15 protein-coding genes and 1 other RNA gene are annotated in these 17,249 nt (G+C 35.2%); 10 read left to right on the top strand and 6 right to left on the bottom strand.

Features of this window, described 5'->3' with window-relative positions:
- Positions 1-187: 187 nt before the first annotated feature.
- Positions 188-904, top strand: a complete 717-nt coding sequence (locus IWC72_RS18455; protein WP_194530812.1) for a hypothetical protein — start codon at positions 188-190, stop codon at positions 902-904.
- Positions 905-983: 79 nt separating this feature from the next.
- Here IWC72_RS18455 and IWC72_RS18460 read toward each other — a convergent pair whose 3' ends face one another.
- Both IWC72_RS18460 and IWC72_RS18465 read right to left on the bottom strand, forming a co-directional pair.
- Complete coding sequence (locus IWC72_RS18460; protein WP_194530813.1) at positions 984-2,120, bottom strand: hypothetical protein; 1,137 nt, start codon at positions 2,118-2,120, stop codon at positions 984-986.
- A 143-nt stretch (positions 2,121-2,263) separates the two neighbouring features.
- Positions 2,264-3,892 (bottom strand): ABC-F family ATP-binding cassette domain-containing protein, encoded by a 1,629-nt coding sequence (locus IWC72_RS18465; RefSeq protein ID WP_194530814.1) that lies wholly within the window; start codon positions 3,890-3,892, stop codon positions 2,264-2,266.
- A 180-nt stretch (positions 3,893-4,072) separates the two neighbouring features.
- Between IWC72_RS18465 and IWC72_RS18470 the strand changes: the two genes are divergently transcribed.
- Positions 4,073-5,455: a transaldolase gene (locus IWC72_RS18470; protein ID WP_194527651.1), complete on the top strand. Its 1,383-nt coding sequence runs from the start codon at positions 4,073-4,075 to the stop codon at positions 5,453-5,455.
- Positions 5,456-5,547: 92 nt separating this feature from the next.
- On the opposite strand, the gene fsa is transcribed toward IWC72_RS18470, so the two are convergent.
- The 3 genes from fsa to ffs all read right to left on the bottom strand — a co-directional run bounded on the left by fsa (position 5,548) and on the right by ffs (position 7,300).
- Complete coding sequence (gene fsa / locus IWC72_RS18475; protein WP_194527652.1) at positions 5,548-6,201, bottom strand: fructose-6-phosphate aldolase; 654 nt, start codon at positions 6,199-6,201, stop codon at positions 5,548-5,550.
- A 73-nt stretch (positions 6,202-6,274) separates the two neighbouring features.
- Positions 6,275-7,084, bottom strand: a complete 810-nt coding sequence (locus IWC72_RS18480) for an SDR family oxidoreductase (protein WP_194530815.1) — start codon at positions 7,082-7,084, stop codon at positions 6,275-6,277.
- Between the two features lie 117 nt (positions 7,085-7,201).
- Positions 7,202-7,300: signal recognition particle sRNA small type (ffs, locus tag IWC72_RS18485), an RNA gene on the bottom strand.
- Between the two features lie 138 nt (positions 7,301-7,438).
- Between ffs and IWC72_RS18490 the strand changes: the two genes are divergently transcribed.
- The 8 genes from IWC72_RS18490 (at position 7,439) to IWC72_RS18525 (ending at position 15,758) form a co-directional block, all read left to right on the top strand.
- A complete protein-coding gene (locus IWC72_RS18490; protein WP_194530816.1) occupies positions 7,439-8,491 on the top strand; it encodes a glutaminyl-peptide cyclotransferase in 1,053 nt (350 codons plus the stop codon).
- The gene (locus tag IWC72_RS18495; RefSeq protein WP_194530817.1) at positions 8,492-8,887 is read left to right on the top strand and encodes an acyl-CoA thioesterase; all 396 of its coding nucleotides are present in this window, start codon (positions 8,492-8,494) and stop codon (positions 8,885-8,887) included. It abuts the gene before it with no gap.
- 66 nt (positions 8,888-8,953) lie between these two features.
- Positions 8,954-10,498 (top strand): hypothetical protein, encoded by a 1,545-nt coding sequence (locus IWC72_RS18500; RefSeq protein WP_194530818.1) that lies wholly within the window; start codon positions 8,954-8,956, stop codon positions 10,496-10,498.
- Between the two features lie 287 nt (positions 10,499-10,785).
- The gene (locus IWC72_RS18505) at positions 10,786-11,517 is read left to right on the top strand and encodes a LytR/AlgR family response regulator transcription factor (RefSeq protein WP_194527657.1); all 732 of its coding nucleotides are present in this window, start codon (positions 10,786-10,788) and stop codon (positions 11,515-11,517) included.
- 142 nt (positions 11,518-11,659) lie between these two features.
- Positions 11,660-12,100, top strand: coding sequence for a hypothetical protein (locus tag IWC72_RS18510; RefSeq protein ID WP_194530819.1), 441 nt, complete (start codon positions 11,660-11,662; stop codon positions 12,098-12,100).
- 72 nt (positions 12,101-12,172) lie between these two features.
- The gene (locus tag IWC72_RS18515) at positions 12,173-14,224 is read left to right on the top strand and encodes a tetratricopeptide repeat-containing sensor histidine kinase (RefSeq protein WP_194530820.1); all 2,052 of its coding nucleotides are present in this window, start codon (positions 12,173-12,175) and stop codon (positions 14,222-14,224) included.
- 58 nt (positions 14,225-14,282) lie between these two features.
- Positions 14,283-14,954 (top strand): response regulator, encoded by a 672-nt coding sequence (locus tag IWC72_RS18520; protein WP_194527660.1) that lies wholly within the window; start codon positions 14,283-14,285, stop codon positions 14,952-14,954.
- A gap of 147 nt (positions 14,955-15,101) precedes the next feature.
- Entirely contained in the window at positions 15,102-15,758 is a 657-nt protein-coding gene (locus IWC72_RS18525) for a hypothetical protein (protein ID WP_194527661.1), read from the top strand.
- Between the two features lie 146 nt (positions 15,759-15,904).
- Here IWC72_RS18525 and glyA read toward each other — a convergent pair whose 3' ends face one another.
- A complete protein-coding gene (gene glyA, locus IWC72_RS18530) occupies positions 15,905-17,179 on the bottom strand; it encodes a serine hydroxymethyltransferase (protein WP_194527662.1) in 1,275 nt (424 codons plus the stop codon).
- Between the last annotated feature and the right edge of the window lie 70 nt (positions 17,180-17,249).

Below are 17,249 nucleotides of genomic sequence, written 5' to 3' on the forward strand. Positions count from 1 at the left end.
AGCCAGGGAGTTGTTAAAGCAGTCGATTAACGGTTCAAATACTTCGACAAGTTACAACATATGCCAGTCACCCTGTAATTTAGGGGCATTCAAATGTTAATTTTTAACAAATTATTAACAAACACTTGTGATTTGCAATCTAAATTTCGCTCCATATTTTTTTAATTTTGAGATAACCTGTAAAAACATGCTCTTAAAAAAGGTAAATATAGAAGAGGAACTACGTAAAACTTTACGTAAAAAAGACCCTATACAGTCTTTATATGAATTGCATGAAATACTAAGTAAAGATTCTAAAAGTAGAGAGAAAATTGGAGAAACTCTTAAAACAAAAAACACTTCTACTACCAACTCCTTTAACCTAGATCTCTTACAAACGGACCGCATTTACCACATAGATCAAATAAAGAAAATCTGCATAGATTATAGGCTTCGCTTCTTAGCTTCAAACTATTTCAAAGGAAAAATACCAGCAGAGGCCATTGCCGAAATAAAGAGCCTAGAAAGAATTCATGGCATTGAATTAAGAGGTTTTAAAATCATTGCACCATCCAAGCTTTTTAAACTTGAAGACAAAGATGACCCTATTCTATTTGCCCCTATTGGCAACAACTACTTCTATCTTATTCATAAATGGGGAGAGGATTTACATCCTCTAAGAAAATGGTTAATGTGGCCTTTTAAAAGTATTGTAAACCTAACTTGCCTAGTAGTTGCTCTAAGTTACCTAGTTACACTTTTGGTTCCTAGCGGACTATTCTCCAAGAGTAGTTCTAATGCACAGTTTTTTATCCTCTTTTTTTTTATGTTCAAATGTTTGGCATCGATTGTTATTTTTTACGGCTTTGCTTTGGGAAAAAACTTTAATCATACCATTTGGAACAGCAAATACTTTAACGCCTGACCATAAACTATATTCCATGCAAAAAGGCATTCTACTACACAGTAAAATGCCTTTTTTCGATTGAGTTAAAAACAACTGATTAATTCATAAAAATAGATGTGGGTATACCCTCTACATCTATACTGTTCAATAATTCCGGATCAGGCTCTGGTTTAATCAATAATAAACCACCTTTGTTTTCTCCGCTTGTTTTCTTGTATCCAATTAATAACAAATTATTTTCCTCATCATAACTCACCATTGTTGTTTTTTCTACATTGAACTCAAAATTAAGCTGAGTTTCCGTCATGAAGTTTTCGTAAGCATATAAAACGGTCAAATTCTTACTGAAATCATAAATAGCCGGTATTACAGGGAAAATGCTATATGCTGTTGGAGACATTTGATAATACATCTTACCTGCACTATCAAAATGCAAAGTAGACGACTTGGTAAAATTAGGCTCCTTACCTTCACCATAACTAGTATATAATAAAGCCATGGTTTCACTGTTCAATGTACTATGCAAATTATCATAGCTAATAATGATATTATTGGCCGGGTTTGTAAAAATTCGTCTTACATCAAAACCAACGAGTTGGTTATGTATTACGGTATTTGCATTAGCATCTACTACTGTAATAGAATTTTCATCTGTCACAGCCTCATCTACACCAAGTACAAACAATCTATTATTTGCGTAAGCCAGTTCAAGCGGTCTTTGATTTAATTCTACATCTATAAATGTAGGTTCCGAAACTGACACGTCTAAAACGCGAACATAAAACTCATCTACCGTAGAACTAATATGTAGATCGTACGCGATATAGATTTTGCCCCCTTTACGAACAATTGATTTAGCTGTAAGGTTACAAGAGCCTAAATCTGTAAAAACATCATGGCTAACGCTACTATCATCATTAAAATCATGAACAGTAAGCATTCCACTACAATTGGTTTTCTTGTTATAAGTAGTTAATACGCTATTCTCTTCATAGGAAAGGTCTGGAGATGACACAGAGGTAAATTTACTCTCTTCTGTCTTAATGGTCAGCGCTTCGTCTTCCACATTAAAAAGAGTTCCACTAAGATTTCCTTGGTTTTTGACGATTAAGGTGTAATTGGCTTGAACACTTTTTTCTTTTTCGTTCTCACCAAGATTGTCACTATCAGTTTTACTGCAACCAATAAGGACAAGTAATGCCATACAGGCATAGATTAGATTGTAGGTTTTCATCTGTTGCATTTTAATGTTTCTTAAATGGCTCAGGTTGACAGTTTGTCAACTGAACATAATGGGCCCTTTTTTAATTCAAGTTTGGGTTCTTGAATTAAAAAAACGCCCACCATAAACACTTAAGAATACAGGTTTAACAAAAGCTATACCGTAGCAACGTACATTTTATTACGCTGCTCCCGTAATGTCTTGTCAGACATATATTCATCAAACGCTAAATATCTATCTATGTTGCCTTTAGGGGTCAACTCTACGATTCTATCGGCAACCGTCTGCGCAAAATGGTGGTCATGAGTAGTAAACATCACCGTTCCTTTAAAGTTATTAAGGCTATTATTAAAAGCTGTAATGCTCTCCAAATCCAAGTGATTGGTAGGCTCATCTAACATAACTACGTTAGCTCTTAGCATCATCATTCTACTTAACATACAGCGTACCTTTTCGCCTCCAGAAAGAACCGTACATTTTTTTAAAGCTTCTTCTCCACTAAAAAGCATTTTTCCTAAAAAACCGCGAATATAAACTTCTTCTCTTTCTTCTTCGGTTTTAGCCCATTGTCTTAACCAATCTACTAAACTTATATCTTCTTTAAAAAAATCAGAGTTATCTGCTGGCAGATAAGATTGAGTAGTAGTGATTCCCCATTGAAAATCACCTTTTTCTGCTTTCTTCTGACCGTTTATAATTTCATAGAAAGCAGTGGTAGCTCTAGAGTCACGAGAAATGATTGCCACCTTATCCCCTTTTGCTAAGTTTAAGTTTACATTTTCAAAAAGCAAATCGCCATCCTCAGATCTAGCAGAAAGTCCTTCTACATTTAAAATCTGATCACCTGCTTCACGTTCTCTTTCAAAAATGATGGCAGGATATCTTCTACTAGATGGTTTAATGTCTTCTACTTTAAGCTTGGACAACATTTTTTTCCTAGAAGTAGCTTGCTTACTTTTTGCAACGTTGGCACTAAAGCGAGCAATAAATTCTTGTAGTTCTTTGGCCTTTTCTTCTGCCTTTTTATTCTGTTGCGCTCTCTGACGAGAAGCCAATTGGCTACTTTCATACCAGAACGTATAGTTACCCGAATAGAGATTCATTTTTCCAAAATCGATATCCGCTATACTGGTACAGATAGAATCCAAAAAGTGTCTATCGTGGGAAACAACAATTACCGTGTTTTCGTAATCAGCCAAGAAATTTTCTAGCCAGTTGATAGTTTCATAATCCAAATCGTTGGTAGGCTCATCCATAATCAGCACATCTGGATTTCCAAAAAGAGCCTGTGCCAAAAGCACACGAACCTTAAGTTTTGAATCTATATCTGCCATTAAAGTGTAATGAAACTCTTCGGTTATACCTAAGTTTGATAATAAAGCCGCGGCATTGCTATCAGCATTCCAACCGTTCATTTCTTCAAACTGCACCTGAAGTTCTCCAATTTTATCGGCATTCTCATCTGTATAATCGGCGTAAAGGGCATCTATTTGCTGCTTTATAGCAAAAAGCGGCTTGTTCCCCATTACCACAGCTTCAAGCACCGTAGATTCATCGTAAGCATTGTGGTTCTGTTCTAAAATAGACATACGCTTACCCGGTTCAAGATGAACATGGCCAGAAGTTGGATCAATTTGCCCTGATAAAATCTTCAAAAATGTAGATTTTCCCGCTCCATTTGCTCCAATTACCCCATAGCAGTTGCCCTGAGTAAAAGTTACGTTCACTTCATCGAACAAGACCCTTTTTCCAAATTGTACAGATAGATTTGATACCGACAGCATAACTTTCTTTTTAAAATTCGTGCAAAAATACAGAATTTTAATGGCCTAGACCAATAAACTTAGAAAGCATTCACTTCAACTAAAACCTTAACGCAACCTACTTATTTTTAACTCACTATTAACAGCAAACTGCCCAAGGGTTGTTTAATTTTGAGCGTTACACAGTAAGCGTTTAACTATATGAATAGAAATTTACTCTATCTTTTTTTTCTTTTTCTAGGAAGTTGTGCTGCAGAAAAAAATTCTTCCACTGTTTTTTTTGCTGGTGAAATTGTTAACCCTACAAGCAATCATATTGTATTATTAAAAGGGGATGTAGTTATAGATTCCGCAGAATTAGACGAAGACAATCGTTTTTCTTTTTCACTAGACTCTATTTCCGAAGGTCTTTACCATTTTAATCATGATCCGGAATTACAGTATGTATATCTTGAAAAAGGGGATAGTCTGGTAGTTCGCTTGAACACCTCGGATTTTGATGAATCATTAGTTTTTTCTGGAGATGGAGAGGAACTCAATAATTTTCTTTTAGAAGTTTTCTTAGCTCATGAGGAAGAATCAAATTCGGTTCGTGCTATGTACAGAATGAACCCTATTGATTTTGAAAGAAACATTGATTCTCTAAAAAAAATAAAACTAGATGAACTGGACGAGATTAAAAGCGAAGGTAAGCTTTCTAAAAAAGAGCAAAAAATTGCCAGTGCCAGCGTAAACTACAACTACAACACGTACAAAGAAGAATACCCTTTTAAACATAAAAGGCTTACAGGAGAAAAAATAATAGACAAATTACCCGTTAATTTTTACGACTACAGAAAAGATTTAATTTTTAATGATAAGGATTTAACCTACTTAAGGCCTTATTACAACTTTATGATCAACCATGTTGGTAATATGTCTTTCATGACCTGTTCGCATGCATGTAGCATTAAGAATAACGTTGTTAAGAACCAGCTTCATTTTAACAAACACAAACTTCACATTATAGATAGCCTTGTGCAAGAGAAAGAGCTAAAAGACAACCTTTTTAGATATGTAGCTTTTGATTATTTATTGAAAGTCCATGACTCCGAAGAAAATAATGAAGAGTTTATTAGCGGTTTTAGAGAGCTAAGCCATAATAATAGGCACATGAATGAAATTGATGCCTTGTACGAAGGCATTAAAAACATTCAGCCTAAGAAAGAAATACCCAACGTATCTGTTACAAATGCCAATGGCGATACTCTAACCATGAAGCAAATTGCAGCCAAGAACAATAAGACAGTTTTCTATTTTTGGTCAGCTACGGATAGAATGCATTTTGATAATATCAATAGAAGAATTGAACAACTATCTGCAAAAAAACCTGAGTACTCTTACATAGGCATAAATATTAAAACCAATGAATCTAATTGGAAAGCAATGATGGAAATGTCTGGTATAGATCAAGCAAAACAGTACCGTTCATCTGATTTTGAAGAGTTGACAAAGTCACTCATCATTTACCCACTTAATAAATGTATTATTACAGATAACAAGGTAATTGTAGATGCATTTGCTAATGTTTATACATCCTTCTAAACTACTACTTTACAATAATACATAAGAACAAAAAAAGGATGCCCAACAGCATCCCTTTTTTTATTTCTACGTAATTGAATTACGATGATATATTAATTTCCTTTAGCGTAATCAGCTAAGAACTTCTCTAAACCACTATCAGTTAATGGGTGCTTTAGAAGACCTGTAATAGAAGACAACCCACTGGTCATAACATCTGCGCCAACTTTAGCACAATCAATAACGTGCATGGTGTGTCGGATAGAAGCAGCCAAAATCTGAGTTTCAAACGCATAGTTATCATAGATATGTCTGATTTCCGCAATTAGGTTAAGACCGTCTGTAGAAATATCATCCAACCTTCCAATAAATGGAGAAACATAAGTTGCTCCAGCTTTAGCCGCCAACAAAGCTTGTCCTGCTGAGAAAACTAACGTACAGTTGGTTTTGATACCTTTATCGGAAAAATATTTTAATGCCTTTACACCGTCTTTGATCATTGGTATTTTCACAACAATCTGATCGTGAAGCTCAGCTAATTCCTCACCTTCTTTTACCATTTCATCAAAAGTAGTGGCAATAACTTCAGCAGAAACATCACCATCAACAATATTGCAGATGTCTACATAATGTTTCAATATATTATTTCGTCCTGAAATACCTTCTTTGGCCATTAAAGACGGGTTTGTTGTTACACCGTCAAGAACACCAAGTTCTTGTGCTTCCCGTATCTGATCCAAATTGGCTGTGTCTATAAAAAATTTCATTTTCTAGAGTTTATTAGGTTTAATATTAGATAATTACTACACTTTTTGGAATCATATATTCCAAAGGACAAAATTACAACTTATAATGGTTTAGCAAGAGTTTCTCGTATACTTTATCTGGTAAAATACACTTTAAGACAATGGAGAATTTTTGCAATGGAGAACCAACCTTGTAATGCACCTTAGGGTTTGAGCTTTCTATTACTTCCAAAACTTTTTTGGCTACTGCAATTGGATCTTCCCCGTTTGACACATCATCGTTCATCATCTTTAAGGTGTTGCCATAAGGTTCTTTGTAAGGAGAACTCTCTAAAACAGGTGAATGATACCGCCCAGAAGCAATGTTTGTAGCAAAATCTCCTGGAGCAATAGTCGCAATTTTCACACCAAATTCTTTAGTTTCCATGCGTAAAGCTTCAGTAAGAATGGTAAGTGCTCCTTTTGTAGCCGAATAGATCCCGCGATACGGCAAGCCCATATAACCTGCTATTGAACTTATATTTATAACGACTCCCCCATTTTGCCTCCTCATTTGCGGCAATACAGCTTGCACTACTCTTAATGGGCCGTATAAATTAGTGTCAAAAGCTTTCTGAACCTCTTCTGTAGGTGTCTCTTCAATGGGGCCGGTAATTCCTACTCCCGCATTATTTACCAATACATCTAGCTTACCTTCTTTTACTATAATTTTATTTACGGCAGAAACAATACTCTCGTTATCAGAAACATCTAGTTGAAGTAATTCAAAAACTTCAAAATCTTGATGTTTAGCCAAACTTCTTGTGGTTCCATAAACCTTAAACCCTTTTGATTTTAAATATAAACCTATAGATTTTCCTATTCCGGAAGAACCACCTGTAATCAACACTACTTTTTGCTCCATAATTGCTGCAAAATAACAATAATTATAGTGTATTTCGGCAAGAATTTAAAGGATGTAAACGAGTTGAGGTGAATTTGTTATAATGACCCTGTTTTTAGTAGAATTTAGGTCATAAAAAATCGGCAAGCTACCTACATCGCACCGCTACAACCATATACCCTTGCTGCGTTCCCACCCTGGGGGATTCTACAGGAGCTGGTCGTGTAGGACTTGCCGACTGCAAATATACAACCTTTTGTTTCTTTCACAATTGTTTTACATTCTAATTTTAATATCAACAAATTGTTTTGAGTTCGTTATTTTTGTACATCTAAAAACACCTGTAAATCAGGCATAACCAAATTTAATTTTATAATGACAATTTTAAAGTTTTTCCCAGTCTGTCTTTTTTTAATGCTTTTTATGGCCTGTGGAGGTGACAATACGCCTTCTTCGCTATTCGAAATTCAATTACAAGGAAACAGTAAAAGCTTTCAGCAAAACCAGAATATTTCAGTTTCCCTAAAAAATAAAAAAGACAAAACAATTGAAAGTGTAACCTATAGCATTGATGGTAAGGAAGTTCCCGTTAACGACGGCAAAATTGCACTGAATATGCCGCACTTAGGCGATAAAACGCTTAAAGCTACCGTTGCATATGAAGATACTTCTGCAGAAATTGTCACACACTTAAAGTTACTGGCTCCGAATGCCCCTGAAATTTACACTTATGAAATAATTAAAGAATACCCTCATGACAATAAGGCCTATACGCAAGGTCTAGAATTTTATAAGGATACACTTTATGAAAGTACAGGAAAAAAAGGAAGGTCTTCATTAAGAAAAGTAGATTTTAAGACGGGTGAGGTCTTGCAGCAAGTAGATTTAGACAAAACATACTTTGGAGAAGGCATCACCATTTTAAATAGCAAAATTTATATGCTTACTTGGCGCAGTGGTCTTGGCTTTATCTATGACTTAAAGACCCTGGATAAAATTGATAATTTCCAATTTGGAGATAGTAAAGAAGGTTGGGGACTAACCAACGACGGTAAAAAGTTGTTTAAAAGCGATGGTACAGAAAAAATATGGTTTTTAAATCCAGAAACTTTAGTGGAAGAAGGCCATATTGAAACTGTGACCAACAAATCTATTAACGATAGTGCAAACGAACTGGAGTATGTTAACGGCAAAATCTACGCCAACGTCTATCAAAAACCTAGCGTTATGATTATTGACGCAAAAAGTGGTGCAATAGAAGGTGTTATTAATTTTGGAGGGTTGAGTGGTAAGGTTACCCACCATGCTACCTGGAGCGACACAGATAATGTTCTAAATGGTATTGCCTACCACCCGGAAAGACAAACGTTTTTTGTTACTGGTAAAGAATGGGATAAAATGTTTGAGGTAAAAATCCAAAAGAAATAAATGCAGAGTTATCAAAAAACTATTACTGTTCAAAAAGACGACTTAGATGACCTTGATCATGTTAACAATGTAAGGTATGTACAGTGGATGCAGGATATCTCTAAAGAGCACTGGGTGACCGTAGCTCCGGAAGAAATGCGCAACGGAATAATTTGGGTTGTTATGACGCATCATATCACTTACAAAAGTGCAGCTGTACTAGATGATGTCATAGAAATGCGTACCTATATACAAAAAAGCAGAGGTGCTGTGTCCGTTCGTATTGTTGAAATGCACAATAAGAAAACCAAAGAACTGTTAGTAAAATCTAGTACGGAGTGGTGTCTTTTAAATGCTGAGACCTTAAAACCAACACGTATATCACAAGAAATTAAAGATGTATTCCTGAAAATGTAAACTTTTTGGAACATGGCGATTTTACAATAGTGCAGGAAAGCATTCTAGACTAAAGCCAAATAAATAATGAAGTTATTCCTAACCCTAATAGTATTATTTGCTCTGCTCTGCTCTATTGGCTCTTGCAGAAAAGATTTTGATTATACTACAAGTAATGGGAATTTAGAGTTTTCTAAAGACACGGTTTTCTTAGATACTGTATTTGCCAATATTGGCAGCAGTACCTACAGCCTAAAAGTGTACAACCGTAGCAAAGACGATATATCAATTCCCTTTATAGGCCTAGAACAAGGAGATGAAAGCTCCTATAGGTTAAATGTAGATGGAGCCGCAGGAAAGACTTTTCAAAACATTCCACTCATGTCCAAGGACAGTCTTTATATTTTCATAGAGACCACTGTAACACTGGAAAATGAAGGCGCGAATCAGCTTTTATATACTGATGTTTTACAATTTGGCCAAGGTGCTACCAGTCAACAAATTCCACTGGTGACACTGGTGCAAGATGCTATTTTTCTTTATCCAAAAACTGCTTCTGACGGACAGAAAGAAACCGTTGTTCTTGGGATTGATGCTAACGGAGAGGATATGCTGTCTCCTGGTTTTGAGCTTGAAAACGACCAACTACAGTTCACTAATGAGAAACCCTACGTAATTTATGGATTTGCTGTAGTCCCTAAAGAAAAGACATTAAGCATTGATGCAGGTGCAAGAGTTTATTTTCATGAGAATTCAGGAATTCTGGTTCAACCTGAAGCTCAATTAGCCATAAACGGAACACTAAGTACGGACCAACAACTGCTTGAAAATGAAGTTATTTTTGAGGGAGACCGGCTAGAACCTGAATATGGAGACGTATCCGGTCAATGGGAAGGCATCCGAATAGCCTCTGGAAGCGTTGATAATACTATAGAGTATCTGACTTTAAAAAATGCAACAATAGGCATCTTTGCAGAGGGTGAATCTTCTTTTTCTACACCTACTTTAAACATTAAAAATTCGCAGGTACACAATAGCTCTAAAATTAATCTATGGGGAAAAACAGCAGTTATTTCAGGAGAAAACCTTGTTTTAGGTAATGCGGGAAGCAGCTCTCTTTATTGTAATTTAGGAGGTAGTTATTCTTTTACACACACTACAATTGCTAATTACTGGACAGAAAGTTACCGCCCTAGCACAGCTCTTACTATAAATAATTTTGAGCAAACAGAAAATAACGGTTCTATTGGTATAGATTTAATAAAGGCCGATTTTAAAAATTGTATTATAGATGGTAACAGTGATTTTGAACTTTCCCATAGTTCCAACGAATTAAATAGGTACAACTTTTTATTCAGTTCTTGTACAATTACGGCAAACACAACCAACCTAACCTCTGAATCAAAAAAACTATATAATTTTGAAGATAGCTCCAAGTACAAGAATAACATATTAAACGAGCCTCTAGAATTTGTAAATACTTCTAAAAATGACTTTAGGCTAACTATAACTTCATCGGCTTTAAACATTGGAGATAAAACCTTTACCTTAAATATCTCCAAAGATATTTTAGGAAAAGACAGAACAGAGACACCAGACCTAGGTGCTTACGAGTTTTCTAGTACAGATTAAGAGTTAAATTTTATTTATTACACAATGTAGTGGCCCATACCCTTTATAAGAAACACTCTTTTCTAATCTAAGAAGAATTTATCATATAGAACCTAGAGAAATACTGTTCAAAAACCGAAAAAAAAGGATTTTTCTTAAAAACACTACAAAAACAAAATAAAAAGTAGTATTTTTCCTTCAAACGAGCTAATAGCCAACATTTTACGTATAAAAACCCCAATTATTGTGGGGAATATCTTTATACCTATGTAACTTACTGTCACTAATTTGCATCAAAATAATGTGTCTTGGAATATACTTACACCATAATAGATTCAGATGCGACCTCAAATTTGCAATTACAGCATTATTTGGAGGATTATGGTGATTTCACTTGTGCCGGTCTTGCCCAAAATAGTACCGAAGGCACAAATACAATTTTAAAATATTCTCCAGATGTAATTTTTATTAACCTTAATGAAAGTGCTTATGAATACTTTCACATGGTTATGGAGCTTCACCAATATTTAAATGAGCTTCCTATTATAATAGGTATATCTAAAAGTAAAGACTACGCATACGAGGCCATAAAAAATGGATTCTTTGATTATTGGTTAAAACCTTATAATGAGTTTGATATAAGGAAATCGATATTACGCCTCAAAAAGCAAGTACCCGCCAAAACAGAACCACAAACATTGTGTTTAAAATCATATCGTGATTTTCAATATATAAACACAGATGATATTCTTTACCTACAAGCAGATAACAATTCTACGGAATTTGTTATGAAAGACGGGACAATAAATAACGCCTATAAAACGTTAAAGACCTTCGAAAATCAGTTACCAAAAAACTTTGTAAGAATACACCAGAGTTACATAGTAAACACGAACTTTATTTCTCGTATTAGTTATGGCAAATCATACTGCACCTTAAAACAGAATAAGATGCAACTACCATTCTCTAAATCGTACAGAGAAAATATTGACGGGCTCAAGAATTTGTTGTCGAAAAACACAATTTCCTCTCTTAATTAATCCAATACTCTCAAAACCCAGCAGTTTACTCATAAAACTGGTTCGTTCACCATTACAATTTTAAAGCTGATTAAATTTATCGTAAACCACACTAGTTTAGCGGTGTAAGAAACAATCAATAACCCCCTAAACTAGTTTAATTATGAAAAAAGTAGCGACCATTTTAGCATTGATGATTATGTCATTTGGAATAGTCTCATGTGAAACAGAAACGGATTCAGCCTATGACGTAAACGTAGACTCTCCAACCGACGGCGACCATGTTGAAATTGACGAACGTGGCTCTTCTACAGATGGTGATGACGTTCCAACAGATACCCGAGATTCTTCTACCGATGGTGATGATGTTCCAACAGATACCAGAGATTCTTCTACCGATGGTGATGACGTTCCAACAGATACCAGAGACTCTTCTACAGATGGTGATGACGTTCCAACGGATACCCGAGATTCTTCTACCGACGGTGATGATGTTCCAACGGATACACGAGACTCTTCTACCGACGGTGATGATGTTCCAACGGATACACGAGACTCTTCTACCGATGGTGATGACGTGCCAACCGATACTCGAGATTCTTAAAATAAAATCAAAATAGATTATATTAGCCTTAAATTAAGTTTTAAGGCTTTTTTTTTAACCAGGATTGTCCATATGATCTGTGTCAAACGTAAACCCCTTCTAATCACTGTTCACCTAAGCTTTCTCTTGCTTACCGCATCATTTATATCTTGTCATAGGAAAGATCAAAATAACATCCACAAATCCATCGTTCAAGTCGATTCAGTTTTTGCTCTGATCGACAGCTCCAGTAATTCAGGTGTCTCAAAAGAGAAAAGCAAACTCTATTTGGCTAAAGCCGAAAAAAAAACGGATGAGCTAAATAACGATTCAATAAAACTTAAGCTTTTTTCTAAAATTTCCCTCAAGTACTTAAATCTGAAAGATTCTGTCAACTTCTTAAGAACAAATCAAGAAACCATTGAATTATCCAAATTATCAAATGATAGCATAACTCTTGCCGAAGCAAACTGGGATTTAGCTAGCTTCCATAGGTCAAAAGCAAGTATTCATGAGGCATATTTATACTTTTCGGAAGCCCAAAAAATATACGAAGCCCTTCATATGGATTATGAATCTGCCCGTATGCTATACAACATGGCTGTTACACAATCAGACATTAAAGACTACACTGGTAGTGAAATTAACACCATACGAGCCATTGAAATTTTAAAACCACTAGAAGAGCACAAAAGACTTTACTACTGTTATAATAATTTAGGCTCAATTACAAAAGAACTAAAAGATTTTGACAGGGCTCTTGATTACTACGCGACTGCTCTTGAATATCAAACCAAACTAGACTTTGAAAACAACTACGGTCTTAGCCTTAAGAACAATATTGGTGTTGTATACCAGGAAAGAGGCAATTTTGAGGAATCCATTCCTTATTTTGAAGAAGTACTAAAAGACAAAAGCCTGAAATCAGAAAAACCTGCTTTGTACGGTACTGCCTTAAATAATTTAATTTACAGCAAATTCAAAGTAAATAATCAGGAAAACCTCTCCGACCAGTTTTTAGAAATAATTAAGCTTCAGGATAGCTTAGGGGAAATTAAAGATGTTTCACGCACCCATTTCTGCTTTGCCGAATATCACTTGAGTAAAAATGACACATTAAACGCTATTTTTCAAGCAAAGAAAGCCTTGGGCTATGCAAAAATATCAAGTAATAACGATCGCGTCCTGGAAAGCTACCAGCTTTTAGCCAAATTAGAGTCCTCAAAATCTAGCTATTACAATCAAAAGTACATTTCTCTAAATGACAGCCTGCAACAAGCCGAAAGACAAGTCCGAAATAAGTTTGCAAGAATCCGTTTTGAAACGGATGAATTTATTGCTGAGAATGAAGTTCTAGCTCGCGAAAAACAGCTATGGACAGGGGTTGCCGTTTCCATATTATTGCTAGGGCTTATGTCATATATAATTTTAGACCAGAGATCTAAAAACCAAAAACTCCGTTTTCAACAACAACAACAGGCAGCTAACCAAGAGATTTTTAATTTAATGCTTACCCAAAAAGAAAAATTAGAAGAAGGGAAAAAAATAGAGCAAAAAAGAATATCCGAAGAACTTCATGATGGTGTGTTAGGAAAAATGCTAGGTGCCCGTATGGTACTTACCGGTCTCAACAAAAGAAAAGGAAACGAAGCTGAAATGGAGAGAAAAAAAGCTATAAACGCCCTACAGGAGGTTGAAAAAGAGGTTCGTTCTATTTCTCATGAACTTAGTCATGCTGCCTATCAAAATATTCCTAATTTTATACATTCAATTAGTGATTTATTAAACACAGTTCAAACTACTGCCAATTTTGAATACAATTTTGTATACAATGAAAGCTTTGATTGGGATTCGCTGAATGCGAATGTAAAAATCAACGTGTATCGTATGATTCAAGAAAGTTTACAAAATTGTGTTAAACATGCAGCATGTAAAAACGTAATTGTAGAACTTAGTAAAACTGATACTGGTTTTATTACAAAGATTATAGATGATGGAAAAGGCTTCAAAACAAGTTCCAGAAAAAAAGGGATAGGCTTACGAAACATTTCATCTAGGATTGAAAAAATAAAAGGAACATATACTATTAATAGTTCACGAGGCAAAGGCACCACCGTTACGCTTCAGATTCCGTTAGAAACTTAATGCAAATGCGCAACCAGTTAAAGACTTTATCAAAAAATCAAGACTGACCAAGCAAACTATGGAGAATTTAATTAGAATATTAGCTGTTGATGATCATGAAATGATTGTATTAGGCTACAAGTATACCATTGAAGGTTGTGATTTTGAGGATTATAAAGTAACTGTAAATATTGCACCTAGTTATTTAGAAGGAAAAGCAGAAATAGAAAGTTCTGCAAGTCGTATGCCGTATGATATAATATTATTAGACATTCAGATGTTTCCAGATAGTGCCAAAGAAGAACGTGGCGGTGTTGATTTAGGTCTATTGGTACGAAAAATTTCTCCAACTTCTAAAGTAGTTTTCCTTTCATCTTTTAGTGATAGTTACCACATTAACAATGTTTTAAAAACAGTTAATCCAGACGGGTACATGGTTAAATCTGAAGTTGATGAGAAAACATTGCAGGATATGGTGAAGACCGTCAAAGAAAATCCTCCTTATTATACTGCCGCGGCACTGCAAGCCATACGTAGAAAAATGGCAAACGAAGACCAGATAGATGAACGGGATAAAAAAATATTATACCAATTATCCATTGGCACCAAAACTAAAGACATCTCTTCTTTAGTTGCAGCATCTAGCACAACCGTTGAAAACCGAAAAAGACAGTTAAAAATAATCTTCAATGTAGAAAATGGTAACGACTTTGCCCTAATTGAGGAAGCAAAAAAGCGTGGGTTCATATAGAATAAATATATAAATATCTTAAAATAAGCTACTTAAGATTTTTACTTTTTGCAAAATCTAAAAAACCCCCCGTTTTTATGGGGTTTTTCTTTATAGCGCAAACAAAACCGAAAACTATCTTTGGCGTAAAGTGTATAACTACGTCATATGCCACTATATCAAGATAGTTTTAGAAACAACCAGTCTAATGGTTATACGTCCGGTTCGCAAATAGAAGGAATGGAATCTTTTGCTAATAGTTTAGAAAAATTATTCTTCGCAGAAGTCACTATTCTCAATTGCACGAATCTAGATGCCAAAACCAATTTAGCTATTGAGTTAAATTGTAATATTTCTTTAGTTGAAATGCTATTTCATTTCAACAAAGGTACTTGGGGTAATTTTAAACCAGGAAGGACCTCTTTCATAAAATTGCTTAACAATCTTGTTGAAGAAAGTGGTTTTAGTGTAGATATTGAAGAGTTTACTTTTTTCCTAAAAGACACGGCTATTGTCATCAATAAAATTTACGACAATAGCATTCCTGAACAGTTAGATATTATCATAGCTGAAATATGCAAACATTATGTGCATTTCAGCAAAGGTTTAACCGAAACACCTTATGAAATCTACGTTCCTGTTTTTGAAGAAGAAAATAACGAAAAAAATGAAATTCTAATACAAAATATAGAAGCTGATAATAACACCAAAAAAGATTATTTTCAGTATTGGGGTCTTTATTTTGAATCTGAAGATGATGCTGTCATCTATGATTTAAAGAGCTCTACCATAGAACACGGTGACCTATTTATGCTTAACCATTAAATCAAGACAAGTTTTTGAGGTGTTTGACAGTAATATAAACTGCCCATTCCCCAAAATAATCAATCCCCCATTTACTACTCAAATAAAATTGAGTAGTTGGGGGATGGGATTATATTAATTACTTACTGTAACTTTCTGATTTTCAATCAAGCATTAAAAAGCTCTCTACCATTCATTAAGGCATTTACCTTTTTCTTAACCGCTTTTACTTTTGTCTCGTCTTCAGCATTGGTTAGAACTTCATCTACCAATTCAACAATAACATTCATATCAGCTTCTTTTAAACCTCTAGTTGTAATAGCAGCTGTACCAAAACGAATACCAGACGTTACAAATGGCGACTTATCGTCAAAAGGAACCATATTCTTGTTTGCCGTAATATCTGCCTGTACTAAAACTTTTTCAGCGTCCTTACCTGTAATATCTTTATTTCTAAGATCAATAAGCATCATGTGATTATCCGTTCCTCCCGAAATAATATTGTATCCTTTAGCAACAAAAGCTGCAGCCATTGCAGCAGCGTTTTTCTTAACCTGAATCATATAATTAAGGAAATTGTCAGAAAGAGCTTCTCCAAAAGCAATAGCTTTAGCTGCAATAATATGTTCCAAAGGACCACCTTGATTTCCTGGAAAAACAGCCAAATCTAATAAAGCGGACATCTTACGAAGATTACCGTTCTTTAATTTGATTCCAAAAGGATTATCAAAATCTTCTCCCATTAAAATAAGTCCACCACGTGGCCCTCTTAAAGTTTTGTGAGTTGTAGTGGTCACAATATGACAGTGCGGAATTGGATCGTTCAGAATACCCTTTGCAATAAGACCAGCTGGATGAGAAATATCAGCCAACAATAAAGCTCCAACGCTATCAGCAATAGCTCTGAACTTTTCAAAATCAATATCTCGTGAGTATGCAGACGCTCCTGCAATAATCATTTTTGGTTTTTCCTTTGTTGCTATTTCCTGGATAACATCATAGTCTAGCGTACCGGTTGCTTTATCAACACCATAAAAAACAGGGTTGTACAATCTACCTGAAAAGTTCACAGGAGATCCGTGAGTCAAATGCCCTCCGTGAGAAAGGTCAAATCCTAAAATAGTGTCACCCGGTTTTAAACATGCGTGGTAAACCGAAGCATTTGCCTGAGAACCTGAATGAGGCTGGACATTTGCATACGCAGCTCCAAACAATTCTTTAGCTCTATCAATAGCCAATTGCTCTATTTTGTCAACTACCTCACAACCCCCATAATAACGCTTCCCAGGATATCCCTCGGCATATTTATTGGTTAGTACGGATCCCGCAGCCTCCATAACTTGGGGGCTCGTAAAATTCTCAGAGGCTATAAGCTCTATACCGCTTATTTGGCGTTCTCTTTCCTCTGCTATTAGTTCAAAAATCTGATTGTCTCGTTGCATAAGCAAATATTCTGTTAAATGAGATGCAAAAGTACGAATTGCCCATTGTTAAAACTCATAAAACAATATA

Origin of the sequence: Zobellia roscoffensis, assembly GCF_015330165.1 — a bacterium.
In the GTDB taxonomy this organism is placed as follows: Bacteria; Bacteroidota; Bacteroidia; order Flavobacteriales; family Flavobacteriaceae; genus Zobellia; species Zobellia roscoffensis.